This is a genomic window from Mesorhizobium sp. B3-1-9, assembly GCF_006439595.1.
Taxonomy (GTDB): domain Bacteria; phylum Pseudomonadota; class Alphaproteobacteria; order Rhizobiales; family Rhizobiaceae; genus Mesorhizobium.
Genome location: NZ_VFTJ01000001.1, coordinates 515,027 through 536,155, shown reverse-complemented (window position 1 = coordinate 536,155; position 21,129 = coordinate 515,027). Strand labels below are relative to the sequence as shown.

The window sequence follows — 21,129 nt, the reverse complement described above, 5'->3', positions numbered from 1 at the left end:
TGCACACTTTTGCGCGACATGCTTTAGGCAAGCTCTTCCAGTTCGGTCATCGTCTTGGTGCGGATGGTCATGGCGTTGCCGCGCCATTCGACGGCGCCGCCGAACCAGGCGCGCGCCCAGATGGCGGGCAGCATCGCGTCGCGCGTGAGCATCACGGTGACGCTGCGCGGCGACAGGTACCAGCCCTTCGCAAAGGCCAGGAGGCATTCCGGCAGGTAGGCGATCGCCAGCACGCCCAAGGCCGTCGTGGGCAGGCTGACGCCGGCGCTTGCCGCCGCAATCAGCGCCAGCAGCAGCGGCACCGCAGCGCCGGTCAGGATCTCCGGCGCGAAGAACAGCGGGAAGGTGACGCGGCGCAGCCGCGCCCAGCGCGCCTGGCGCGACCAGATCTCGGCGAGCCGGCGCTGGCCGAGCGGCTGCTCGAAAGGCGAAGCGACGAGATTGACGCGCAGGCCCAGGCTGTTGACCAGCTTGGTGGCGGCCGCGTCCTCGGCGATCTCGGCGGCCAAAGCCTGGATACCGCCATTGGCATCGAGCATCGGCTTGTTCCACAGCATGCTCTTGCCTTGGGCGAAGCCGAGCCCAAGCGCCTCGCCGGCATACTGCCAGCGCGCCTGCAGCGTGTTGAGGAAGGCGCATTCGACTTCGGCCCAAAACCCATCCGGCCGCGACCCGATCGGCGTCGAGCAGACGAGGCCGGTATCCGGGCGCCATGCCGCCATCAGGTGCTGGACATAGTCCCTCGGCATCAGAACATTGGAATCGGCGAGGACCACCCAATCGTGCCGCGCAGCCTGCCAGCCCTTGATGCAGTTGTTGAGCTTGGGATTGGCGCTGACGCGGTCGTCGCCGATCAGGAGTCGCGCCGGCACCTTCGGATAGCGGGCGATCGCCGCATCGATCAGCTTGACCACCGGGTCTTCGGCATGCGCGACGCAGAAGATCAGCTCGTAGCGCGGCCAATCGAGCGAGAAGGCGCGCTGCAGGGTCTCCTGTGTGAACGGCTCGACGCCGCGCGACGGCACGATGATCGAGACCGGCTGTGCGCCGACGGGCGGCGCAATGACATGCCGCCATTTCAGCCGCGACGCGGCGAGCAGGATGCTGGTGAGATTGGACAGAAGAAGGGCTGACGAAGCCAGGCCGGCTGCGATAGTCAGTTCCATCGAGATCTGGTCACTCTCTATCTCTTTGTTTTCACGCAATTCCGGACGGAAAACTGCTCACACTTTTCCTGGAATTGCTCTCGGCCGCATGCGCCCATTTCATCAGTTACAGAGCGCCCGAGTCGCCCGGCACGGTTTGTGCACACCAACATTGTCATGTGTCACTTAAATGACATTGTTTTTCGGCACGTGCGCTACAAGGCTGGCAGGATGGTCGGCGTTGCGCGCGTAACAGCGAAGCGCAACGAATGTTCCGCAGCGGCAACCGGAGTGGCCCATGTATCGCGCAGTGACGCGCAACATCGAAGTGCTGGTCAGGCCCTTCTATCTGGAGGACCGCTCCGATCCGTCCGAGAACCGCTATGTCTGGGGCTATCAGGTGACGATCGACAACCGCTCCGACGAGTTCGTGCAGCTTGTGTCGCGCTACTGGCACATCACCGATGGTCGGGGCCGGGTCGAGGAGGTGCGCGGCGCCGGCGTCGTCGGCGACCAGCCGGAACTCAATCCCGGCGACAGCTACCAGTACACCTCGGGCTGCCCGCTCTCGACGCCGTCGGGCATCATGGTCGGCCATTACACGATGCGCAACGGCCGCGGCGAGACGTTCGATATCGCCATTCCGGCTTTCTCGCTCGATATGCCGGGGACAAGGCGCACGGTGAATTAGGCGTCGGCGATTAGCGTCTTTCTCCCCGTTCAACGGGGAGAAATGCCCGGCAGGGCAATGAGGGGCAGCGCCAAACTTCTGAGATTTTTTGAGGCAGACGACCGCGTCGTCAGCGTGTCGCTATCACCACCAACCAAGGCGCTGCCCCTCATCCGCCCTTTGGGCACCTTCTCCCCGTGAAACGGGGAGAAGAAAGGAGCTTACTTCACGAATTCGGCCGGGTCGAAGTCGTATTGCGTCGAGCAGAACTCGCAGGCGACATGGATGCCGCCATCCTCGGTCGAGTCCTTGATCTCCTGGGCCGAAAAGCCTTCGAGAATGCTGCGGATCTTGTCGCGCGAGCAGGAGCACTGGTCGGCGACAGGCACGCCGCGGAAGACGCGCACGCCGTGTTCGTGGAACAGCCGGTAGAGCAACCGCTCGGCGCCCACCGTCGGGTCGATCAACTCGGTCGGCTCGATTGTGCCGAGCAGCGCCAGCAACTCCTGCCAGGAATTGTCGGCCGGGTGGTCCGCGACGTCACGCGGATCGCCGTCGCCACCGGAAATGTCGGGGACGCGCATGCGCTCCGGCGATTGCGGCAGGAATTGCGCCAGGATGCCGCCGGCGCGCCACTGCTCGCGCGCGCCGGCCGGGCCGGGCGTGACCAGCTTGGCGACCGACATCTTGATATCGGTCGGGATCTGCTCCGACTGCCGGAAATAGGTGCGCGCGGCATCCTCCAGCGAGGTACCGTCGAGCTGAACGATGCCCTGGTAGCGCTGCGTATGCGCGCCCTGGTCGATGGTCAGAGCCAGGACGCCGTTGCCGAGCAGCGTCTGCTGCGAGGTCTCGCCGGCGGCGGTCAGCGCCTGCAGCCGGTCGGCATCGAAACGCGCATAGGCGCGCAGCGCATGCGGCGTGGTGAAATCGGCCACCAGCATGTCGACCGGACCGTCGGTGCGGGTCTGCAGGATGAACTTGCCTTCGAACTTCAGTGAGGTGCCGAGCAGCACGGTGAGCACGCAGGCTTCCGCCAGCAGGCGGGCGACCGGTTCTGGGTAATTGTGGCGGCTCAGAATAGCGTCGAGCATCGGCCCGAGCTGCACGGTACGGCCGCGCACATCGAGCGGCGCGACCTCGTAAGGCACGACGTGATCGTCGCCGGCGAAGCCGAATTCACCGAGTTGGGGTTTATGCTCAGCCAAGGTCTGGGTTTCCAACATGACAAAACTCCGGGGCGCAGCCATGCAACCCGATGAGCCGCATGCGTCGAAGCGCGTTCAATTTACGTGATGGCCCGCAAATAGGCATCACATATCCCCAGATCAAGTTGAGTCCGATCGGGCCGGAAGCGGTCAGGTCGGCCCTTCTCAAGCGCCCAGGCACCAAGCCAGCACCGCCTTCTGGGCGTGCAGCCGGTTCTCGGCCTCGTCGAAGACCACCGAATGCGGCCCGTCGATCACCTCGTCGGTGACCTCCTCGCCGCGATGCGCCGGCAGGCAGTGCATGAACAAGGCATCGGGCTTGGCCTTTGCCATCAGCGCCGCATTGACCTGATAGGGCAGGAAGACGTTGTGGCCGCGGGCGCGATGCTCTTGGCCCATCGAGACCCAGCTGTCGGTGACGACGCAGTCGGCCTTGTCGACGGCCTCCTCGGCGGACCTGGAAAACCGGACCTTGCCGCCATTGGCTTTCGACCAGTCGACATATTTCTCGAACGGCTCGCTGCCTTCCGGCACCGCGACATTGAGATTGAAGCGGAACCGCGCCGAGGCTTCCAGGAGCGAATGCAGCACATTGTTGCCATCGCCGGTCCAGGCGAAGGTCTTGCCGGCCACCGGCCCGCGATGTTCCTCAAAGGTCATGATGTCGGCCATGAGCTGGCAGGGGTGCGTGTCGTCGGTCAGCCCGTTGATCACCGGAACGGTGGCGCTCTCGGTGAGCTCCAGCAGCCGGTCATGCGAGGTGGTGCGGATCATGATGGCGTCGACGTAACGCGACAGCACCTTTGCCGTGTCGGCGATCGTCTCCGACCGGCCGAGCTGCATCTCGGTGCCGGTCAGCATGATGGTCTCGCCGCCGAGCTGGCGCATGCCGACATCGAAGGAAACGCGCGTGCGCGTCGACGGCTTGTCGAAGATCATGGCCAGCACCTTGCCATCGAGCGGTTTTGAACGCTCGCCCGCCTTGAGCCTAGTCTTTCGCGCCACCGCGTCGTCCAGCATGATGCGCAGGTCGCCTGCGGAAACGGCGGATAGATCGGTGAAGTGGCGAACACTCATCGGCAGGTTCCAGAAATTATTTGGCGGCTTCGGCCGCAATCGCGTCGGTCAGGCTCTTGGCGCCACCGCGAATGCGATCCAGCGCCTCGCCGATCTCCTCGTCGGTGACGGTGAGCGGCGGCAGGAGGCGGATGACATTGTCGCCCGCCGGCACGGCAAGCAGGTGCTGGTCGCGCAGCGCCATGTTCACCTTGGTGTTGGGCATGGCGCATTTCAGGCCGAGCATCAGGCCGGTTCCCCTGATGCCCTCGATGACGTCGGGGAATTCATCGGCCACCGCCGCTAGGCCCTGCTTCAGAAGCAGCGCCTTGCGCTGCACGTCCTCGAGGAAGCCGTCGGCCAGGACAATGTCGAGCACGGCGTTGCCGACGGCCATCGCCAACGGATTGCCGCCGAAGGTGGTGCCGTGCACGCCGGCCGTCATGCCGGTCGCCGCCTCGTCGGTGGCAAGGCAGGCGCCCATCGGGAAGCCGCCGCCGATGCCCTTGGCGATCGCCATCAGGTCGGGCGTGACGCCTGTCCATTCATGCGCGAACAGCTTGCCGGTGCGGCCGATGCCGCACTGGACCTCGTCGAAGATCAAAAGCAGGCCATGCTTGTCGCAGAGTTGCCGCAGCCGCTTCAAGGACTGCGTCGGCACCGGGCGTATGCCGCCCTCGCCTTGCACCGGCTCGATCAGGATCGCCGCGGTCTCCGGCGTAATCGCCTTTTCCGCGGCGTCGATGTCGTCGAAAGCCACTTGGTCGAACCCTTCGACCTTCGGGCCGAAGCCTTCGAGATATTTGTACTGGCCGCCGGCGGCGATCGTCGCCAGCGTGCGGCCGTGAAAAGCGCCCTCGAACGTGATGATGCGGAAACGCTCGGGATGACCCTCGACGAATTGATAGCGCCTGGCCGTCTTGATGGCGCATTCCAGCGCCTCGGCGCCGGAATTGGTGAAGAACACCTTGTCTGCGAAGGTCGCTTCGGCCAGCCGCTCGCCCAGCCGGCGCTGTTCCGGGATCTCATAGAGGTTGGAGACGTGCCACAGCTTGGCGGCCTGCTCGGTGAGCGCCGCCACCAGATGCGGGTGGCTGTGGCCCAACGAATTCACCGCGATGCCGCCCGCGAAGTCGAGATATCGCTCGCCCTTGTCGGTGACCAGCCAAGTCCCCTCCCCGCGGTCGAAAGCCAGGGGGGCGCGAGCAAAGGTCTCGTAAAGCGCCGAACCGCTCATTATATGCGTCTCCGGAACCGGAAATCAAAAAGCCGCCAATGCGGCGGCCTTTGCGGCTTATCATGTTTTTCGGCCATGAAGTCAACGAAAACGTCACGCAGAAGCGCGTGGCGAACCTCCGACGCCACGCCGGCTCATAAGTAGACCGGCAAGTTGGGGAAAACCGAAAAAACCGAATCGTGTTGCCCTGGGGACTCTTGTCACCGAGTCAGCGCATAAGGTATTTGTAGTCGAGAAATAACTAGATTTCGTGCGGCGGACCTAATCACCCGGTATATGTGGTGTCGTTTGCCCGGCGGGAGCCGGGTCGGGAACGGATTCTGACTACCGCACGCCTCAGCAGGAGCGCGGCCCCATGAACTGGACTGACGAGCGGGTAGAACTTCTCAGGAAACTGTGGTCGGAGGGCCTGAGCGCCAGCCAGATTGCCGCACAGCTTGGCGGAGTGAGCCGCAACGCTGTCATCGGCAAGGTGCACCGCCTGAAGCTTTCGGGCCGCGGTCGCGCGACGGCCGCCCCGGCGCGCCAGAAAAAGGCCACGCAAGGCGCCACGATGCAGAAATCGGTGACCCGCGCCGCAAGTGCTACGCGTCACGTGACAGCCACCATCGGCGCCACCGCGCTGCAGGTGCAGTTCGACGCAGAGCCGGTCGCGCGCCACTATATCCGACCGGTCGAGAACGTGGTCGTGCCGATCTCGCGGCATCTGCAGCTCGTCGAGCTGACCGAACGCACCTGCAAATGGCCGAACGGCGATCCGCTGTCGGGAGACTTCAACTTCTGCGGCAACGACGCCGCCGAAACGGGACCCTATTGCAAGTATCATTCCCGGGTGGCGTTCCAGCCGGCGGGGGAGCGGCGCAGGGCAAGATAGGGGAATAGGGGAGTAAGGCAGTAGGGGAGTAGGGGAAAGAGCGCTTCATGCGCTACGTTTCGCAGTCAGTCGCTCCCTATTACCTACTCCCTTACTGCCCTACTCCCTTACTCCCATATTTCACAGCCACCCATTCTTCTTGAACCGCCAGTACAGGAACGAGCAGATCGCGGCCATCACCAGCAGGATGATTGGATAACCGTATTCCATCTTCAGTTCCGGCATGTCGGAGAAGTTCATGCCGTAGATGCCTGCGAAGGCCGTGGGCACCGCCAGAATGGCGGCCCATGAGGCGAGCTTCTTGGATATTGCGGTTTCCTGGCTCTGCCCGACCAGCAGACTGGCTTCGAAGGCGAAGGCCAGAACCTCGCGCAGTGAGTCGATCTTTTCCTGCACGGTGCGGATGTGGTCGGTCACGTCGCGAAACAGCGGATGCATGGCGGCATGGATCTGCGGCAGCTCGGCACTGGTCAGCCGACGGCAGACCTCGACCAGCGGCAGCGCCGCATTGCGCAGGCGCAGCAGATCGCGGCGCAGCATGTAAAGCCGCTCGATATCGGAACCGGTCATCGGCTTCAAAAGCACCTTGTCCTCGATCGCCTCGACCTCGTCCTCGATCTGCTCCAGCACCGGCATGTAATTGTCGACGATGAAATCGAGGATGGCGTAGAGGACGAAGTCCTCGCCCTTGGCGAGCGAATGCGGGCAGTTCTCCCAGTGCTGGCGCACGGCGGCGTAGGAGGTCGACGGGCCGTGCCGAACGCTGACGATGTAGCCGGCGCCGACGAACAAATGAGTCTCGCCGAACGTGACGCGGCCGTCGATCAATTGCGCGGTGCGGGCGACGATGAAGAGGGCGTCGCCATATTGCTCGATCTTCGGGCGTGCATGCGGATGCTCGGCATCCTCGATCGCCAAATCATGCAGGTGGAATTGCGCCTGCACCCGGAGCAGAAGGTGGCGATCGGGCTCGAGCAGGCCGATCCAGACGACATGGCCAGGTTTTGCCGCCCATTCGCCGGCTTGTTCGACGGCGATGTCGGCGACGCGCTTGCCGCCCGAATAGACGCTGGATGCAATGATGCCCGACGTTGGGGCCGGGGTCAGGTTCCGAACTTGTTCCATCGCAAACCTCCCGAGACTGCGACTGACAAAATCGCTGTGTCTGGAGGAGCTTACCCTAAATCAGGAAGCCGTTCGAGAGGCGCCGGTTCACTTAGCCGGCACCGTGGCGGGAAGCACGACCTTGTCGGTCTTGTCCCCCTTCGGCCGATCGGCCGGCATCTGGTCGCCGGTGACGATGTAATAGATCGTCTCGGCGATGTTGGTTGCATGGTCGCCGATGCGCTCGATGTTCTTGGCGCAAAACAGAAGATGCGTGCAGGGCGTGATGTTGCGCGGATCTTCCATCATGTAGGTTAAAAGCTCGCGGAACAGCGAGGTGTACATGGCGTCGATCTGGTCGTCCCGGTCGCGCACGAGGCCGATCCTCTCGACCGAGCGCGAGGCATAGACGTCGAGCACTTCCTTGAGCTGCGTCAGCGCCAGATTGGCAAGGGCCTCCAAGCCGCGGAAAAGGCTATTCGGCTGGCGGCCGTCGACCGAGGCCACGCGCTTGGCGACGTTCTTGCCCAAGTCGCCGACGCGCTCGATATCGGCCGAGATGCGGATCGCGCCGACGATCTCGCGCAGGTCCGTCGCCATCGGCTGGCGCCTGGCGATGATGATGATGGCCTTGTCGTCGATCTCGCGCTGTCCTTCGTCGAGGACGAGATCGTCCTGGATGACCTTCTGCGCGAGGCCATGGTCGACGTTCACCAGGGCCGCGACCGCCTGTTCGACCATGCGCTCGGCATGGCCGCCCATCGCAGCGATGCGCTTCGACAGGAACTTCAGCTCTTCATCATAGGCACTGGCGATATGGACGGACTGCATGGATATGCCTTCCCGGTTTGTGCCGGCTGGTGCGTTCCCTCAATCCGTCGCTGATACGCGAACCGCATGACAGAAAGAAGAAAATCCCGGTTGGCAACCGATACACGATCAGCGAGCCGGCAAATGAACCGTGAACGCCGCGCCCTTGCCGACTTCCGACTTGATCGACAATCTTGCGTTATGACGGGTCAATATATGCTTGACGATCGAAAGGCCAAGCCCGGTGCCTTTCTGGGTGCGGCTGTTTTCGACATCGACGCGGTAGAAGCGCTCGGTGATGCGCGGGATGTGTTCTTCGGCAATGCCCGGACCATAGTCCCTTATCGTGACGTCGAAGCCCGGCTGTTGGCTATCCTCGCCGCCGGCGATCGATACGGTGACGTGCCCGCCTGACTGGCCGTATTTGCAGGCGTTCTCTAGGAGATTCTCGAAGACCTGGAACAGTTCGTCGCGATCGCCGGGGACGACAAGCGGCCCGTTGGCGAACTCCCGCTCGATGACGACGCCGTTCTCACAGGCCAGCGGCCCGAGCGAATCGATGACGCTATCGATCGTCTGGCGAAGATCGACCTCCGTGCCCGGCCTCAGATAGGGTTTCATCTCCAACCGTGACAGCGAGAGCAGATCGTCGATCAGGCGGGCCATGCGGCCGGTCTGGTTCTGCATGATCTGCAGGAACTGGTCGCGCGCCGCCGGATCGTTGCGGGCCGGCCCGCGCAGCGTCTCGATGAAGCCGGCGATTGAGGCGAGCGGCGTGCGCAGCTCATGGCTGGCATTGGCGATGAAATCGGCTCGCATGCGATCGATGCGACGCGTCTCGCTCTGATCCTTGAACACCAGCACGTAAAGGCCGGTGGCATGGCCGACCGTGGATGCGCTGACCCGATATGTCCGCTCCACCGGCAGCTTCTCGGTGTAGTCGACCGCATCGGCGGCGACCTGCCCCGACAGAATGCCGTCGAGCAGCGCCTGCATTTCCGGCGCGCGAAACTTCAATGCCAGCGACATCCCCGGAGCCAGCCCGCCGAAGGCGGCGAAGGCGGCGGCGTTGGCGTGAACCATGGCGGCGGAGCGATCGAATATGATGAGCGGATCGGCGACCGCGGCCGCCAGATACTCGCCGGAGAGCCGCTGCAGCCCGCTTGCCTCGATCGCTGCTCCCGTATCGGCTGGCTGGCGTTCGGTATTTGCCGGCAGCATCGCGGCGGCCGCCAGCGCGGCCAGGGCCAGCATCAGCACATAGACGGAGACGCCGGCGAAAAAATAAACGGCAAGGACCGCGAGAACACCCGCGCCAAGCAGCCAGCGGTTGCGTGACAGCCGCGCCGCCAAGGCTTGCCCCCTGTTGTTTTGTCCCGCGCCCGTCTCTGCCATAAGCCCGCGCCACCCCGCATCCCGTTCGACCGGCCAGCGGCTCGCTGGACCGGCCTGACGCATGGAACCCTGAAAATCAGGATCGATTTTCGCGAAGGTTCATGCGCAAAATCAAAATGCTACAGCGTTTTTGCGCCCGAATGCGCGCTGCGCTGCACAGGCTCCATAGCATGAGTCCGCAAACTGGAAAGGTTCGTCTGGATGAAAAAGGCCAAGGAAACGGCTGAAGCGGTGCCGGCCACGGCACCGATCAAGATCAAGATCGGCGGCAAGGAGCGCGAGTTCGACATCGACAATCCGGTGCTCCCGGACTGGATCGAGGACAACAAGCTCACCGCCGGCGGCTATCCTTACGACAAGAAGATGAAAGGCGAGGAGTACGAAAAGGAACTCGAGACTCTGCAGATCGAACTGGTCAAGGCCCAGGCCTGGCTGCAGGCCACCGGCAAGCGGGTGATGGCGCTTTTCGAAGGGCGCGACGCGGCCGGCAAGGGCGGCACGATCTTCGTGCTGCGGCAATATTTGAACCCGCGCACGGCGCGCAACGTCGCCCTGACCAAGCCGACGCCGACCGAGGCTGGGCAATGGTATTACCAGCGCTATGCCGACCATTTCCCGACTTCGGGCGAGTTCGTCACCTTCGACCGCTCGTGGTACAACCGCGCCGGCGTCGAGCCGGTCATGGGGTTCTGCACGCCGGAGCAGCACGAGAAATTCCTCGACGAGACGCCGCATTTCGAGCGGATGATCTCCAACGAGGGCATCCATTTCTTCAAATTCTGGCTGAACATCGGCCGCGAGACCCAGCTCGAACGGTTCCATGACCGCCGCTGGTCGCCGCTGAAGAACTGGAAGTTCTCGCCGATCGACATCGCCGGCGTCGGCAAGTGGGACGACTACACCAGGGCGCGCGACCAGATGATCGAGCGCACGCACAAGGAGTTCTCGCCGTGGATCGCCGTGCGGGCCAACGACAAGCGCCGCGCCCGGCTCGCGGTGATGCAACGTATCCTGCTTTCCCTGCCCTATGACGGCCGCGACCTCGATGCCATCGGCAAGCCCGACAAGAAGATCATCGGCGAGGGACCGGAATTCCTGAAGGACTAGTGCTTTTCCCCGTTTCATGGAAACGGCGAAACGCCTATCTCTTTGTTTTTACGCAGTTCCGGACGAATTACAGCGCCGCGCGCCTTTCGGCTCGCGCGGCGCTGAGGTTTTTAGGCCAGGCGCTCAGGCAGCCAGGCGGGCGATCCGCTGCAGCCGCTTCAGCGTGGTGTCATCCTGAAGCGCCTGCTGGAACAGCGTGATCTCGTGGTCGATGCGGTCGCACAAGACGTCCGTGTCGCCCTTGAGCAGGCTGCGCGTCTGCAGCAGGGCCGCCACGGGCTTCTTGGCCAGCTGTTTCGCCCTCGCCAGCGTCGCTTCCTCGGCGCTGCCTTGCGTCACGATCTCGCCGACCAGGCCGAGCGCCTTGGCGTCTTCGGCGCCCAGCGTGTCGCCTAGGCAGAAGAAGCGGAAGGCGCCGGCATAGCCGAGCTTCTGGGGTGCCAGGATGCTGGTCGCCGCGTCCGGCACCAGGCCGAAATCGACGAACGGCACCCTGAAGGTGCTGCCCCGGGAAGCGATCACCATGTCGCAATGGAACAGGATGGTGCAGCCGACACCGACGGCGTCGCCGTCGACGCAGGCAAGGACCGGCTTGGGGAAGGTCGCCAACATGCGGAACATGTCGGTGACGGCGGCGATCAGCTCTCGGTGCTTGGTGGCGTCGAGGAACTCCGAGAAGTCGCCGCCAAGGCAGAAGCACCCGGCAAGGCCGCGCAGCATGACGACGCGGACCTCGTCATTGACGGCTGCCTCGTGCAAGGTCCTGGCAAGGCTCGCATAGGCGTGCCTGTCGAGCACCGGCCGGCCGTCATGCGAGGACACGGTGACGACCAGCGTATGGCCGCGCAGTTCCGGTTCGGGATGGAAACTCATGACCGCCTCCATCACGAAGCCTGCTTGAGGCCGAGCAGACCGGGATAACCCCGATTCAGCACCGGCAGGTGGTGGTTGCGGCGGGCCCGCACGACATCGAGCGTATGCTCGGTAAAGGTGAGCAGCGTCGCCACGACCTGCTGGTTGCCATAGGTGCGCTGGTAGCCGAGCGGCTTTGCCAGGAAGTGCAGTTGCAGCGCCCGCAGCACCCACATCGGCTCGAACTCGATGATGACCTGATTGACGGAGCGCTTGAGGCCCCATTCGACGAAGCCGGCGATCAGTTCGGTGCCGACCGTCGAGACGCCGCGCTTGCCGTCGCGAAAACCCGGAGCCACCGCGTAGCGTGTCAGTTCCCAGACATTCGGCCCCGAGGGAGACGGTCCCTCACAGAGATCCGACAGCACGTCCGTGAGCAGATGCGGCCGTGTGGTCGGCAGCATCCGCTGGTAGCCAGCCAGCTCGCCGTTGCGGATGACGAGGTGGTGCTCGGCCTCGTCATGATCGAACTGGTCGATCTCGAGCTGGTCCGGACGATCAAGATCGGTCCATCCCATCTCCTCGACGAAGATCTTGTAGCGCAAGCGATGGACCGCCTCCCAGAGGTCGGGACGTTCCATCAATTCCTGAGTGGTAAGGGCAAAAAGCATTAGCCGTCTCCTAGGCTTAAGAGGAAGATACGGCCGTGATGTCCCTTAAAATATTGCGCGAATGCGCAGGCAAGAATTTCTAGGTCGGCACGGCCGACCTAGCTAATATAGCCACGTCTAATCGCCTCCGCGACTGCCTGCACCCGGTTGGCTGCGCCCAGTTTGCTCTTGGCGTTAAGAAGATGTTTCTCGGATGTGTGTTCCGATATGCCTAAAATTTGAGATATCTCCCATTCAGACTTGCCGACTGCGGCCCATTGCAGGCATTCCCGCTCACGCGCCGTCAATTCTATGTGATCGATGACGCTCTCGGCCTTGGTGTGCAGTTGCATGGCGCGGCCGATCGCATAGGTCGATGCGAGCGACACCATTCCGAATTCCGCATCCGACAAGTCAACGGATTCGCCACCCAGCGAGACCATGACGATCTGGCCGTCGAGCGTGACCAGCGGAAACGCCAAGCCGTCGCGCAGCTTGAACTCGCGGGCGTCGCCCATGACTTCGTCGCTGCTCTTGTCGATCAGGACGTTTTTTGAAGCGTCCCGCCATTGGAACGGCGCCTGAAGCTGCTTCATGTGACTGACGACCGGATCGTGGTCGACATAGTTGCGCGCCACATAGCGCTCCAGCCAATCGCCGGGCCAATCGCAAAGCATCACATGCTGTTTCTGCCGGCCACGCGGCGTGCCCGGCTGCGGCACGGTTCCCGCCATCAATGCGGTCAGGCCGAAGTTCGAGGTGACGCCGAGCAACCTCTCGCAGACCGCGGCCGCGGTGCCAGCATGCTGCAACTGGTCTATGTATTCCAGAGTTCTGTCAAACAGGCCCATCGCAACATCTACCCCATGTTGCTTCTATTTTTCTCATTGCCGACGGTAGATGCCCGAACACCCCTTCGCCATCAACCTCGGGTCGCAATTGCCTCAGCAAAGCCGGTAGCTTCCCCCTTCCGGCACGCAGGTCACTTGCAAACACGCCGAATCATACGCTTAATTCGGCCGCCTGAAATCAAAAACCGTTGTGCCTGCCCCATTTTCATACGAAAAGCCGAGGAACGGGGACAGGCGCGGAGCCATATCGTGATCTTGCGGTGGATATTTCTGGCCCTGATGTCGTTGGTGGGCGGCGCGTTGCCTCTCGCCGATGCGACTCAGGCGGCGGAGCCGCAGGTGCCGGTGCTGTGGGACGCCAAGGAGCGGCTGCCGAAACCCGACCTCTCCGCGCTGCCGCGGCTCAGATTCCTCACCACCACCGATTTTCCGCCCTTCAACTTCCTCGATGGCGCTGGCCGGCTGTCGGGTTTCCACATCGATCTGGCGCGGGCGATCTGCGCGGAACTGGACGTCGTCGAGAAATGCCAGGTCCAGGCCTTGCCGTGGAACGAACTGGAGGGCGCTCTCCAGAAAGGCGAAGGCGAGGCGATCATCGCCGGCATCGCCGCGACGCCGGAGAGCCGTGAGAAATACGCCTTCTCGCGCTCCTACATGCAATTTCCAGCCCGCTTCATCATGCCGAAGGCAAAGGCCTTCGCCGAGCCGATCCTCGACAAATTGCGCAGCAAGCGGGTCGGCGTCGTCGCCGGCTCGGCGCATGAGAAAATGCTGCGCGATTATTTCAACACCGTCCAGGTGGTGACCTTCGACACGCCGGAAGACCTCTATACCGACCTCAAGGCCGGCAAGATCGACGCCGCCTTCGGCGACGGCATGCGCTTCGCCTTCTGGCTGGGCGGTTCGGACGCCGCCGGCTGCTGCCGCTTCGCCGGCGGTCCGTATCTGGCGCCGGAATATCTGGGCTCGGGCATGGCGATCGCCACCCGCAAGAGCGACACCGCGCTTGCCGCCGCCTTCGACTACGCGCTGCAGGAAATCTCGATCAAAGGCAGCTTCGCCGAGTTCTACCTGCGCTATTTTCCTGTCAGCTTCTTTTAAGCCCGCAGCCTTTCTTCAGGTGAGCGTGCGCAGGCGGGCTTTCGCCGCACGCGCGATCGCGGCGACGGTCAGCGTGTCGAGGTCGAGCTTGAGGCGGATGAGCTGCAGCACCCTGACTTCCTCCATACGCATTTCGAGATCGACGGCGGCTACTTCAAAGGCAGCGGCATAAGCAGTGTCGCGCAGCCGCTCGGGTAGCGCTTCGGAGACGCGCGCCAACACGCCTTCCAGCCCGTCCTTGTCGTGCAGCGCCTTCTGGCAGGCCTGCGCCACCGCAATTAGCCTGTCCTGGTTGAAATCGACGAAGACCGGCCAGGAGCGGACGACATCGCCGATCCGCGCCAGCTCGACATCCGTCATGTCGCGATCGGAAGCCGACGTGATGACCATCAGATGGATCAGGGCTTCGTGCGGCGTCAGCAAAGGCATTCAAAACTCCTTGAAAGTGAGGCTCGAACGTAAGAGCGCGATTGTGGCGCCGCAAGGAAAACCGCCGCAAATCGTTGACGCTCCGATCTCGCGCGCCTAGAGACCGGTCGACAAACCTTATCCGCCGCACAGACGGCCATGACTGGAACTCCGACATGACGGGATCAAACATCATCGATCTCAATCCCGAGATGCTTGCCGCGGCGGCCGAGAGCAAGGCTTGGCCGTTCGAGGAAGCCAAGAAGATCATCGCCCGCTACAAGGGCAAGGATTTTCCCGAAACCGTGCTGTTCGAGACCGGCTACGGCCCGTCCGGCCTGCCGCATATCGGCACGTTCGGCGAGGTGGCGCGCACGACCATGGTGCGCCACGCCTTCCGCGTGCTGACGCAGGACAAGGTCAAGACCAAGCTTCTGTGCTTCTCCGACGACATGGACGGCATGCGCAAGATCCCGGAGAACGTGCCGGACCGCGCGGCGCTGGAACCCTACCTGCATATGCCGCTGACCTCGGTGCCCAATCCGTTCGGCGGCGACTATGCGAGCTTCGCCGACCACAACAACGCGATGCTGTGCCGTTTCCTCGATACGTTCGGCTTCGATTACGAATTCGCCAGCGCGACGCAGTATTACAAGGCCGGCCGCTTCGACGAGGTGCTGCTGCGCGCCGCGGAGCGCTATAACGAGATCATGGGCGTAATGCTGCCGACGCTCGGGCCGGAGCGCCAGGCGACCTACAGCCCGTTCCTGCCGATCTCGCCGAAGAGCGGCCGCGTGCTCTACGTGCCGATGATAAATGTCGACGCCAAGGCCGGCACCATCACCTTCGACGACGAAGGCACGGAGACGACGCTGCCGGTCACCGGCGGCCATGTGAAGCTGCAGTGGAAGCCGGATTTCGGCATGCGCTGGGCGGCGCTCGGCGTCGACTTCGAGATGTTCGGCAAGGATCACCAGACCAATGCCGGGATCTACGACCGCATCTGCAACATCCTCGGGGGCCGCGCGCCGGAGCATTTCGTCTACGAGCTGTTCCTCGACGAGGAAGGCCAGAAGATCTCGAAGTCGAAGGGCAATGGGCTCACCATCGACGAATGGCTGACCTACGCGCCGACCGAGAGCCTCGGCCTCTATATGTACCAGCGGCCGCGGCAGGCGAAGAAGCTCTATTTCGACGTCATCCCGAAGGCGGTGGACGAGTATTACGCTTTCCTTGGCGCGTATCCGCGCCAGGACTGGAAGGAGCGGCTCGGCAATCCTGTATGGCACATGCATGACGGCAACCCGCCGGCAATCGACCTGCCGGTACCGTTCGCGCTGTTGCTCAACCTGGTGAGCGCCTCCAACGCACATGACAAGGCTGTGCTGTGGGGCTTCATCTCGCGGCACGCGCCGGGCGTGACGCCGAAGACGCATCCGGAACTCGACCGGCTGACCGGCTACGCGATCCGCTATTTCGACGACTTCGTGAAGCCGACCAAGGTCTACCGTGCCGCCGACGAGATGGAGCGCGAAGCGCTGGCCAAGCTTTCCGACGCGCTCGGCGCGCTGCCGCAGGGCGCCGATGGCGAGGCGATCCAGAACGCGGCGCTCAACGTGGCGCGCAAGATCGACCGCTACCAGGACCACTCCAAGCAGAGCCCGGAAGGCGGGCCAGGCGTGTCGGTCGCCTTCTTCCAGATGATCTATCAGGTGCTGATCGGCCAGGAGCGCGGGCCGCGCTTCGGTTCCTTCGCGGCGCTTTACGGCATTGCCGAGACGCGCGCGCTCATTGAGCGGGCGCTGGCTGGTCAGTTGGCGGCGTAACGTCGCCGCCATCGGCCGGCAGGATCGAATCCGGCGCAACCGGCGCCGGGCCTGACGCGGCCGGCAGCGCCGGCAGACCGTCGAGCTTCGGCGCCGAGCCGAAAATACCCTTCCTGGCCGTGCGGGCCTTGTTCTCGGCCTCGACATAGGGACCGCCTTGCGCGGCGCGCGCCCAGCCATTCTCGACCAGCCACTGGCCGATGTCCTGATTGCCGATATGGCATTCGGCGGAAATGGTATCGCGCCCGCCCTCGGGCGGCACGGTGCAGGCGACCGCCCGGCCACGCAGGAAAGCGCGGAAGGCTGTCCTGGCGCGCGCGCCGCAGGCCCAGCTCTTGCCCTCGTCGGCGCAGGTTTCGTCCGCCTTGACGACATCCACGCCGGACACGGCGACCGCATAGCCCTTCGACTCGATCAGCCCGGCGGCGATGGCGACCGGCTGGAACAATTTCGTGCCGTTCCAGTCGCCTGGCATCTTCGTTTTGGGCGGCTTGGGCGGCCCAGCCAGCGCCAGATCGCTGAGCGGCGCGCGCGGTTCCACCCGTTCGAGTTCGTTGTCCGAAAGAGCGGGCGGCGCCACCACTTCGGGATCGATGGCCCTCGAATGAGCGGGTGGCTGCGGAGCGGCAGGCGCGGGAATGGCCGAGGTCGCCGGCTCGTCCGGCGGCGTCTCAGTGCCTGGATCTGCAAGCGCGTCCGGATCGATCTGATCCACCGCGATCGTGCTCTCATGGCCTTTGATTGCGCGCCCGCCGGTCACGACGAGCGCCGCCATGACCGGAAGCGCCAGAACCGCCAGGGCTGTTTGAAGAAGCCGCACCGGTCCGGACCTACTGGCTCGCCCAGACGATGCGCGCCACCCATTCGATATCGCGCGCCGGGATGTCACGGTCCGGGTGGGCGGGGTTGAGCGAAACCAGCACGATCGATTTCACCGTTTGCCGGTCGAGCACCTTGGCCATCACCTCGCCGGCGGTGGTCTTGACCACGACACGATCGCCCTTGCGCGTCGGCGCGCCCGGTTCGACGATCAGCACGTCGCCGTTGCGGTAGAGCGGCAGCATGGAATCGCCCTGTACCTGCAACGCGTAGGACGTCTCGGTCGCCCGCGCCGGAAGCTCGACCAGATCCCAGCCCTGCCCCGCCGGATAGCCGGCATCGTCGAAGAAGCCCCCCGCGCCGGCCTGGGCGAAGCCGAGCAACGGAACCGCGCTGCGATGTTGGGCGACGGAGGCCCCGCCGCGTCCTTCGACCAGTCCGGTGAATTCCTCCAGCGAAGCGCCGGTGGCCTCGATGATCTTGGCCAGCGATTCGGTCGAGGGCCAGCGCGGCCGGCCGTCGGAAGACAGGCGCTTCGACTTGTTGAAGGCCGTCGAATCGAGGCCCGCACGCCGGGCAAGGCCGGAAGCCGAAAGCGAATAGCGCTCGGCGAGAGCGTCGATTGCGGCCCATACGCGGTCGTGTGAGAGCACGCGCGCTCTCCTTCAGAACAGGAAAAAATGCCTCAAGCCTGTCTAGCGCGCGACCACACCATTGTCCATCGGCGTGGCCGATGGACATCGAGAAATCTGCGTGGCTTTCGCGTCCTTACGCGACCTATCCGATCCCGGCCAAGGCCTTGGGCAGGCCCTTCTTGAGTTCGTCCGCATTCATGACCGGCACGAAATCCACGGCGGCATTGAAAGCCAGGAAGAACCGCTCGCCGAAATGAGGCATGTCGGAACTATCCTTTATGTCGACGAACAGGTAAGCCGTTCGTTGACCTTTTTCGGCGGTGAAATAGGCGGCCTCCGGCTTAAGGTCCGACAGGGTATGTTCGATGAACTTCCCCATGCTGCCGTCCTTGAGTGCCTTGTTGCCTTCGACGGTTGGAACGGAAATTCTCAACATCATGCGCATGATGATTGCTCCCGTGGTCAACACTTTTATTAGATGAAACTAATGTATCATCCGAATCCTTCGCCAAAAAGCCGACGATGCCCGCGCCTCTAAAATGTGATCCAGCCGTTGCTGACCTGGCAAGTCGGACTGACCACGTCAGCGCGATCAGGCGGCCTTGGCCTGTTCGCGCAAATTCCGGTGCGAAAGCATGAAGGCCCGCTCGGCTTCGGTCGGCGGGCGTGGACTGGCGGCGTGGCCGAGCGCCGCGACGACCTCGTCGATGTCGAGGAAGCGGCGGCCGCCGCGGTCATAGACGCCGCCGGTGGTCAGGATCAGCGCCGCCGTCTCGCCGCCATCGAGGACGAAACGATGCCTGCCGATGACGGAGGTGCCTTCCCAGGTCTCGATCGATGAGACCACCTCGAAGCGGCGCCACAGCTTGATCTCGCGTACATAGGCCACCTGCAGCCCGCCGATCATCGGCGCCCAGCCATTCTTGCGTGCAAGCGCGATAAGGCCGACGCGCAGGAAGATATCGATGCGGCCGAGATCAGCCAGCATCATATAGCGGGCATTGTTCAGATGCAGGTTGAAATCGATGTCGATCGGCAGACAGCGGAAGGCCAGCCGGCTTTCGTCGCCGACCCGATAAGGGCCACGGCTCGCCGCCGTGGCCATGGTGCGGGCCATTCGCGCCCAGACATACATCCCGGCTTCGTTGTCAGGCCGCCTCTCTGACCTCACCCTTCTGGTAGGGGTCGAAGCGCTGGTAGAAGGTCTCGCCCTTCTCGGCCATGTCGAGCAGAAGCTTCGGCGCCTTGAACTCGGCGCCGTATCTCTTCTGCAGGCCCTTGGCGATCTTGACGAAACGCTTGGCGCCGATGCCGTCGATGTAGGACAGCGCGCCGCCGGTGAAGGGCGCAAAGCCGAAGGCGAGGATCGAGCCGACATCCGCCTCGCGCGGATCGGTGACGATGCCCTCTTCCATCACCCGCGCCGCTTCCAGCGCGATGGCGACCAGCAGGCGCTGCTTCAGCTCCTCATAGTCGACCTTATCGGGGTTGAGCTGCGGATAGAGATCCTTCAGGCCCGGCCACAGCTTCTTCTTCGCCGGCTTGGCCGGATAGTCGTAGAAACCCTTGCCGTTCTTGCGGCCGAAGCGGCCATGCGTGTCGACCATGGTGTTGATCAACGCCATCTGCCGGGGATCGACGGCCTTCTCGCCGAGATCCCGTATGGTCTGCTTCATGATCTTCTGGGCAAGGTCGACGGCCGTCTCGTCGGTCAGCGCCAGCGGGCCGACCGGCATGCCGGCAGCCTTTGCGGCGTTCTCGATCATCGGCGCGGGCACGCCCTCGATCAGCATCTTGTAGGCTTCCGACATGTAGCGCAGCACGCAGCGGTTGACGTAGAAGCCGCGCGTGTCGTTGACGACGATCGGCGTCTTCTTGATGGCGCGCACGAAGTCGAAGGCGACGGCCAAGGCCTTGTCGCCCGTCTTCTTGCCGTGGATGATCTCGACCAGCATCATCTTGTCGACCGGCGAGAAGAAGTGGATGCCGATGAAGTTTTTCGGCCGCGCCGAGTTCTTCGCCAGAGCGGTGATCGGGATCGTCGACGTGTTCGAAGCGAAGATCGCCGACGACTTCAGCACCGCTTCCGCCTTCTCGGTGGCTTCCTTCTTGACGCTCGAATCTTCGAAGACCGCCTCGACGACGAGATCGCAGCCGGCAAGGTCGGCATAATCCGCCGTCGGCGTGATCAGCGACAGGAGCTTGTCCTTGTCTTCCGGCTTGGCGCGGCCCTTCTTGACCTGATCGGCCATCAGGCTGTCGGAATGCGCCTTGCCCTTCTCGGCCGACGGCAGGTCGCGGTCGAGCAGCACCACCGGAATACCGGCGCGCGCGGTGACATAGGCGATGCCGGCGCCCATGAAGCCGGCGCCGAGGATGCCGATCTTCTTGAACTTGGTCTCCGGCACGTCGGCCGGCCGGCGCGCGCCCTTGTTCAATTCCTGCAGCGACAGGAACAGCGAGCGGATCATCGCCGCCGCTTCCTTCGACTGCATGATCTCGGTGAAATAGCGCTGCTCGATCCTGAGCGCCGTGTCGAAGGGCACCAGCAGGCCTTCATAGACGCATTTCAGGATAGCGGCCGCGGCCGGATAATTGCCGTAGGTTTCGCGGCGCAGGATGGCGATCGCCGGCGGCCAGAGATTGGCGCCGGCGGCCGAATAGATCGGACCGCCGGGCAGCTTGAAACCCTTCTCGTCCCAGGGCGCCACCGGCTTCAGCCCGTTCTTGATCATCGCCTTGGCGGCCTCGACGAGTTTCGAAGGCTCGGCGATCTCGTGGATCAGGCCCATCGCCTTCGCCTTCTGCGGCGTCAGGTTCTGGCCGGTGGTCAGCATCTGCAGCGCCTGCTGCTGGTCGGTCAGCCGCGGCACGCGCTGGGTGCCGCCTGCACCGGGGAAGATACCGATCTTCACTTCGGGAAGCGCCATCTTCACCTTGTCGGAATCGGCGGCGACGCGGCCGTGGCAGGCGAGCGACATCTCGAAGGCGCCACCCATGCAGGTGCCGTTGATCGCCGACACAAACGGCTTGCCGCAGGTCTCGAGCTTGCGGAACAGGCCGGTCATGTAGCCGGCATTCTCGAACAGCGCCCTGGCCGCCTTGTCGAGATCATTCTCCTTCGCGGCAGCGAAGGTCGCCAGCATCTTCTGCAGCATGGTGATATCTGCACCGCCGGAGAAGCTATCCTTGCCGGAGGTGATGACGGCGCCCTTGATGGCGGCATCGCCGGCCACCTTATCGACGATGTCGTTGAGCTCGCGCATCACCTCTTCGGTGAACACGTTCATCGAGCGGTCCGGCATGTTCCAGGTGATCAGCGCAATGCCGTCGGCGTCGGTGTCGAGGGTGAAATTGGTATAGGTCATCTTCTTCTCTCCC

Annotated in this window: 21 protein-coding genes; 5 read left to right on the top strand and 16 right to left on the bottom strand. The window is 63.6% G+C overall.

Annotation, left to right across the window (positions count from 1 at the left end):
• Positions 1–23: 23 nt before the first annotated feature.
• The gene (locus FJW07_RS02500; RefSeq protein WP_140854219.1) at positions 24–1,166 is read right to left on the bottom strand and encodes a ceramide glucosyltransferase; all 1,143 of its coding nucleotides are present in this window, start codon (positions 1,164–1,166) and stop codon (positions 24–26) included.
• A gap of 277 nt (positions 1,167–1,443) precedes the next feature.
• Between FJW07_RS02500 and apaG the strand changes: the two genes are divergently transcribed.
• Positions 1,444–1,836, top strand: coding sequence for a Co2+/Mg2+ efflux protein ApaG (gene apaG, locus FJW07_RS02495; RefSeq protein ID WP_140647374.1), 393 nt, complete (start codon positions 1,444–1,446; stop codon positions 1,834–1,836).
• Between the two features lie 200 nt (positions 1,837–2,036).
• On the opposite strand, the gene FJW07_RS02490 is transcribed toward apaG, so the two are convergent.
• The 3 genes from FJW07_RS02490 to FJW07_RS02480 form a co-directional block, all read right to left on the bottom strand.
• Positions 2,037–3,065, bottom strand: a complete 1,029-nt coding sequence (locus tag FJW07_RS02490; RefSeq protein ID WP_140854217.1) for an Hsp33 family molecular chaperone — start codon at positions 3,063–3,065, stop codon at positions 2,037–2,039.
• 123 nt (positions 3,066–3,188) lie between these two features.
• Positions 3,189–4,100 (bottom strand): ornithine carbamoyltransferase, encoded by a 912-nt coding sequence (gene argF, locus FJW07_RS02485; RefSeq protein ID WP_140854215.1) that lies wholly within the window; start codon positions 4,098–4,100, stop codon positions 3,189–3,191.
• 16 nt (positions 4,101–4,116) lie between these two features.
• Positions 4,117–5,316 carry an aspartate aminotransferase family protein gene (locus FJW07_RS02480; protein WP_140854214.1) on the bottom strand — a complete coding sequence of 400 codons (1,200 nt, stop codon included), beginning with the start codon at positions 5,314–5,316 and terminating at the stop codon, positions 4,117–4,119.
• Between the two features lie 355 nt (positions 5,317–5,671).
• Between FJW07_RS02480 and FJW07_RS02475 the strand changes: the two genes are divergently transcribed.
• On the top strand, positions 5,672–6,190 hold the full coding sequence (locus FJW07_RS02475; RefSeq protein ID WP_140854212.1) for a GcrA family cell cycle regulator: 519 nt from the start codon (positions 5,672–5,674) through the stop codon (positions 6,188–6,190).
• Positions 6,191–6,310: 120 nt separating this feature from the next.
• Here the strand turns inward: FJW07_RS02475 and FJW07_RS02470 are convergent, their stop codons facing one another.
• The 3 genes from FJW07_RS02470 to FJW07_RS02460 all read right to left on the bottom strand — a co-directional run bounded on the left by FJW07_RS02470 (position 6,311) and on the right by FJW07_RS02460 (position 9,499).
• Positions 6,311–7,315, bottom strand: a complete 1,005-nt coding sequence (locus FJW07_RS02470; RefSeq protein WP_140854210.1) for a magnesium and cobalt transport protein CorA — start codon at positions 7,313–7,315, stop codon at positions 6,311–6,313.
• 87 nt (positions 7,316–7,402) lie between these two features.
• Positions 7,403–8,125, bottom strand: coding sequence for a phosphate signaling complex protein PhoU (phoU, locus tag FJW07_RS02465; protein ID WP_140647368.1), 723 nt, complete (start codon positions 8,123–8,125; stop codon positions 7,403–7,405).
• Between the two features lie 108 nt (positions 8,126–8,233).
• Positions 8,234–9,499: an ATP-binding protein gene (locus FJW07_RS02460; RefSeq protein ID WP_140854208.1), complete on the bottom strand. Its 1,266-nt coding sequence runs from the start codon at positions 9,497–9,499 to the stop codon at positions 8,234–8,236.
• Positions 9,500–9,700: 201 nt separating this feature from the next.
• Between FJW07_RS02460 and ppk2 the strand changes: the two genes are divergently transcribed.
• Complete coding sequence (gene ppk2, locus FJW07_RS02455) at positions 9,701–10,606, top strand: polyphosphate kinase 2 (protein WP_140854206.1); 906 nt, start codon at positions 9,701–9,703, stop codon at positions 10,604–10,606.
• A 123-nt stretch (positions 10,607–10,729) separates the two neighbouring features.
• On the opposite strand, the gene FJW07_RS02450 is transcribed toward ppk2, so the two are convergent.
• The 3 genes from FJW07_RS02450 to FJW07_RS02440 all read right to left on the bottom strand — a co-directional run bounded on the left by FJW07_RS02450 (position 10,730) and on the right by FJW07_RS02440 (position 12,959).
• The gene (locus FJW07_RS02450; protein ID WP_140854205.1) at positions 10,730–11,479 is read right to left on the bottom strand and encodes an enoyl-CoA hydratase-related protein; all 750 of its coding nucleotides are present in this window, start codon (positions 11,477–11,479) and stop codon (positions 10,730–10,732) included.
• Between the two features lie 11 nt (positions 11,480–11,490).
• Complete coding sequence (locus FJW07_RS02445) at positions 11,491–12,129, bottom strand: acyl-homoserine-lactone synthase (RefSeq protein WP_140645276.1); 639 nt, start codon at positions 12,127–12,129, stop codon at positions 11,491–11,493.
• Between the two features lie 98 nt (positions 12,130–12,227).
• Positions 12,228–12,959, bottom strand: coding sequence for a LuxR family transcriptional regulator (locus tag FJW07_RS02440; protein WP_140854203.1), 732 nt, complete (start codon positions 12,957–12,959; stop codon positions 12,228–12,230).
• 279 nt (positions 12,960–13,238) lie between these two features.
• On the opposite strand from FJW07_RS02440, the gene FJW07_RS02435 reads away from it, so the two are divergent.
• Positions 13,239–14,060, top strand: coding sequence for a transporter substrate-binding domain-containing protein (locus FJW07_RS02435; protein ID WP_140645392.1), 822 nt, complete (start codon positions 13,239–13,241; stop codon positions 14,058–14,060).
• 15 nt (positions 14,061–14,075) lie between these two features.
• Here the strand turns inward: FJW07_RS02435 and FJW07_RS02430 are convergent, their stop codons facing one another.
• Positions 14,076–14,489, bottom strand: coding sequence for a tellurite resistance TerB family protein (locus FJW07_RS02430; RefSeq protein ID WP_140645278.1), 414 nt, complete (start codon positions 14,487–14,489; stop codon positions 14,076–14,078).
• Between the two features lie 155 nt (positions 14,490–14,644).
• Between FJW07_RS02430 and FJW07_RS02425 the strand changes: the two genes are divergently transcribed.
• Positions 14,645–16,294: a lysine--tRNA ligase gene (locus FJW07_RS02425; protein WP_140854201.1), complete on the top strand. Its 1,650-nt coding sequence runs from the start codon at positions 14,645–14,647 to the stop codon at positions 16,292–16,294.
• Here the strand turns inward: FJW07_RS02425 and FJW07_RS02420 are convergent.
• The 5 genes from FJW07_RS02420 to FJW07_RS02400 form a co-directional block, all read right to left on the bottom strand.
• Complete coding sequence (locus tag FJW07_RS02420) at positions 16,257–17,114, bottom strand: thermonuclease family protein (protein WP_348640173.1); 858 nt, start codon at positions 17,112–17,114, stop codon at positions 16,257–16,259. The two genes, FJW07_RS02425 and FJW07_RS02420, sit on opposite strands and share 38 nt — an antisense overlap.
• Before the next feature lie 10 nt (positions 17,115–17,124).
• Positions 17,125–17,766: a helix-turn-helix transcriptional regulator gene (locus FJW07_RS02415; RefSeq protein WP_140659412.1), complete on the bottom strand. Its 642-nt coding sequence runs from the start codon at positions 17,764–17,766 to the stop codon at positions 17,125–17,127.
• A 124-nt stretch (positions 17,767–17,890) separates the two neighbouring features.
• Positions 17,891–18,193: a hypothetical protein gene (locus FJW07_RS02410; protein WP_140854197.1), complete on the bottom strand. Its 303-nt coding sequence runs from the start codon at positions 18,191–18,193 to the stop codon at positions 17,891–17,893.
• 147 nt (positions 18,194–18,340) lie between these two features.
• Positions 18,341–18,883: a thioesterase family protein gene (locus FJW07_RS02405; RefSeq protein WP_140854195.1), complete on the bottom strand. Its 543-nt coding sequence runs from the start codon at positions 18,881–18,883 to the stop codon at positions 18,341–18,343.
• A gap of 13 nt (positions 18,884–18,896) precedes the next feature.
• Positions 18,897–21,116 (bottom strand): 3-hydroxyacyl-CoA dehydrogenase NAD-binding domain-containing protein, encoded by a 2,220-nt coding sequence (locus FJW07_RS02400; protein WP_140854194.1) that lies wholly within the window; start codon positions 21,114–21,116, stop codon positions 18,897–18,899.
• Positions 21,117–21,129: the final 13 nt, after the last annotated feature.

What these genes read in the sequence shown, in the direction of transcription:
- FJW07_RS02500 (WP_140854219.1), bottom strand. Translation starts at nt 1,166, where the DNA reads ATGGAACTGACTATCGCAGCCGGCCTGGCTTCGTCAGCCCTTCTTCTG.
- apaG (WP_140647374.1), top strand. Translation starts at nt 1,444, where the DNA reads ATGTATCGCGCAGTGACGCGCAACATCGAAGTGCTGGTCAGGCCCTTC.
- FJW07_RS02490 (WP_140854217.1), bottom strand. Translation starts at nt 3,065, where the DNA reads ATGGCTGCGCCCCGGAGTTTTGTCATGTTGGAAACCCAGACCTTGGCT.
- argF (WP_140854215.1), bottom strand. Translation starts at nt 4,100, where the DNA reads ATGAGTGTTCGCCACTTCACCGATCTATCCGCCGTTTCCGCAGGCGAC.
- FJW07_RS02480 (WP_140854214.1), bottom strand. Translation starts at nt 5,316, where the DNA reads ATGAGCGGTTCGGCGCTTTACGAGACCTTTGCTCGCGCCCCCCTGGCT.
- FJW07_RS02475 (WP_140854212.1), top strand. Translation starts at nt 5,672, where the DNA reads ATGAACTGGACTGACGAGCGGGTAGAACTTCTCAGGAAACTGTGGTCG.
- FJW07_RS02470 (WP_140854210.1), bottom strand. Translation starts at nt 7,315, where the DNA reads ATGGAACAAGTTCGGAACCTGACCCCGGCCCCAACGTCGGGCATCATT.
- phoU (WP_140647368.1), bottom strand. Translation starts at nt 8,125, where the DNA reads ATGCAGTCCGTCCATATCGCCAGTGCCTATGATGAAGAGCTGAAGTTC.
- FJW07_RS02460 (WP_140854208.1), bottom strand. Translation starts at nt 9,499, where the DNA reads ATGGCAGAGACGGGCGCGGGACAAAACAACAGGGGGCAAGCCTTGGCG.
- ppk2 (WP_140854206.1), top strand. Translation starts at nt 9,701, where the DNA reads ATGAAAAAGGCCAAGGAAACGGCTGAAGCGGTGCCGGCCACGGCACCG.
- FJW07_RS02450 (WP_140854205.1), bottom strand. Translation starts at nt 11,479, where the DNA reads ATGAGTTTCCATCCCGAACCGGAACTGCGCGGCCATACGCTGGTCGTC.
- FJW07_RS02445 (WP_140645276.1), bottom strand. Translation starts at nt 12,129, where the DNA reads ATGCTTTTTGCCCTTACCACTCAGGAATTGATGGAACGTCCCGACCTC.
- FJW07_RS02440 (WP_140854203.1), bottom strand. Translation starts at nt 12,959, where the DNA reads ATGGGCCTGTTTGACAGAACTCTGGAATACATAGACCAGTTGCAGCAT.
- FJW07_RS02435 (WP_140645392.1), top strand. Translation starts at nt 13,239, where the DNA reads ATGTCGTTGGTGGGCGGCGCGTTGCCTCTCGCCGATGCGACTCAGGCG.
- FJW07_RS02430 (WP_140645278.1), bottom strand. Translation starts at nt 14,489, where the DNA reads ATGCCTTTGCTGACGCCGCACGAAGCCCTGATCCATCTGATGGTCATC.
- FJW07_RS02425 (WP_140854201.1), top strand. Translation starts at nt 14,645, where the DNA reads ATGACGGGATCAAACATCATCGATCTCAATCCCGAGATGCTTGCCGCG.
- FJW07_RS02410 (WP_140854197.1), bottom strand. Translation starts at nt 18,193, where the DNA reads ATGCGCATGATGTTGAGAATTTCCGTTCCAACCGTCGAAGGCAACAAG.
- FJW07_RS02405 (WP_140854195.1), bottom strand. Translation starts at nt 18,883, where the DNA reads ATGTATGTCTGGGCGCGAATGGCCCGCACCATGGCCACGGCGGCGAGC.
- FJW07_RS02400 (WP_140854194.1), bottom strand. Translation starts at nt 21,116, where the DNA reads ATGACCTATACCAATTTCACCCTCGACACCGACGCCGACGGCATTGCG.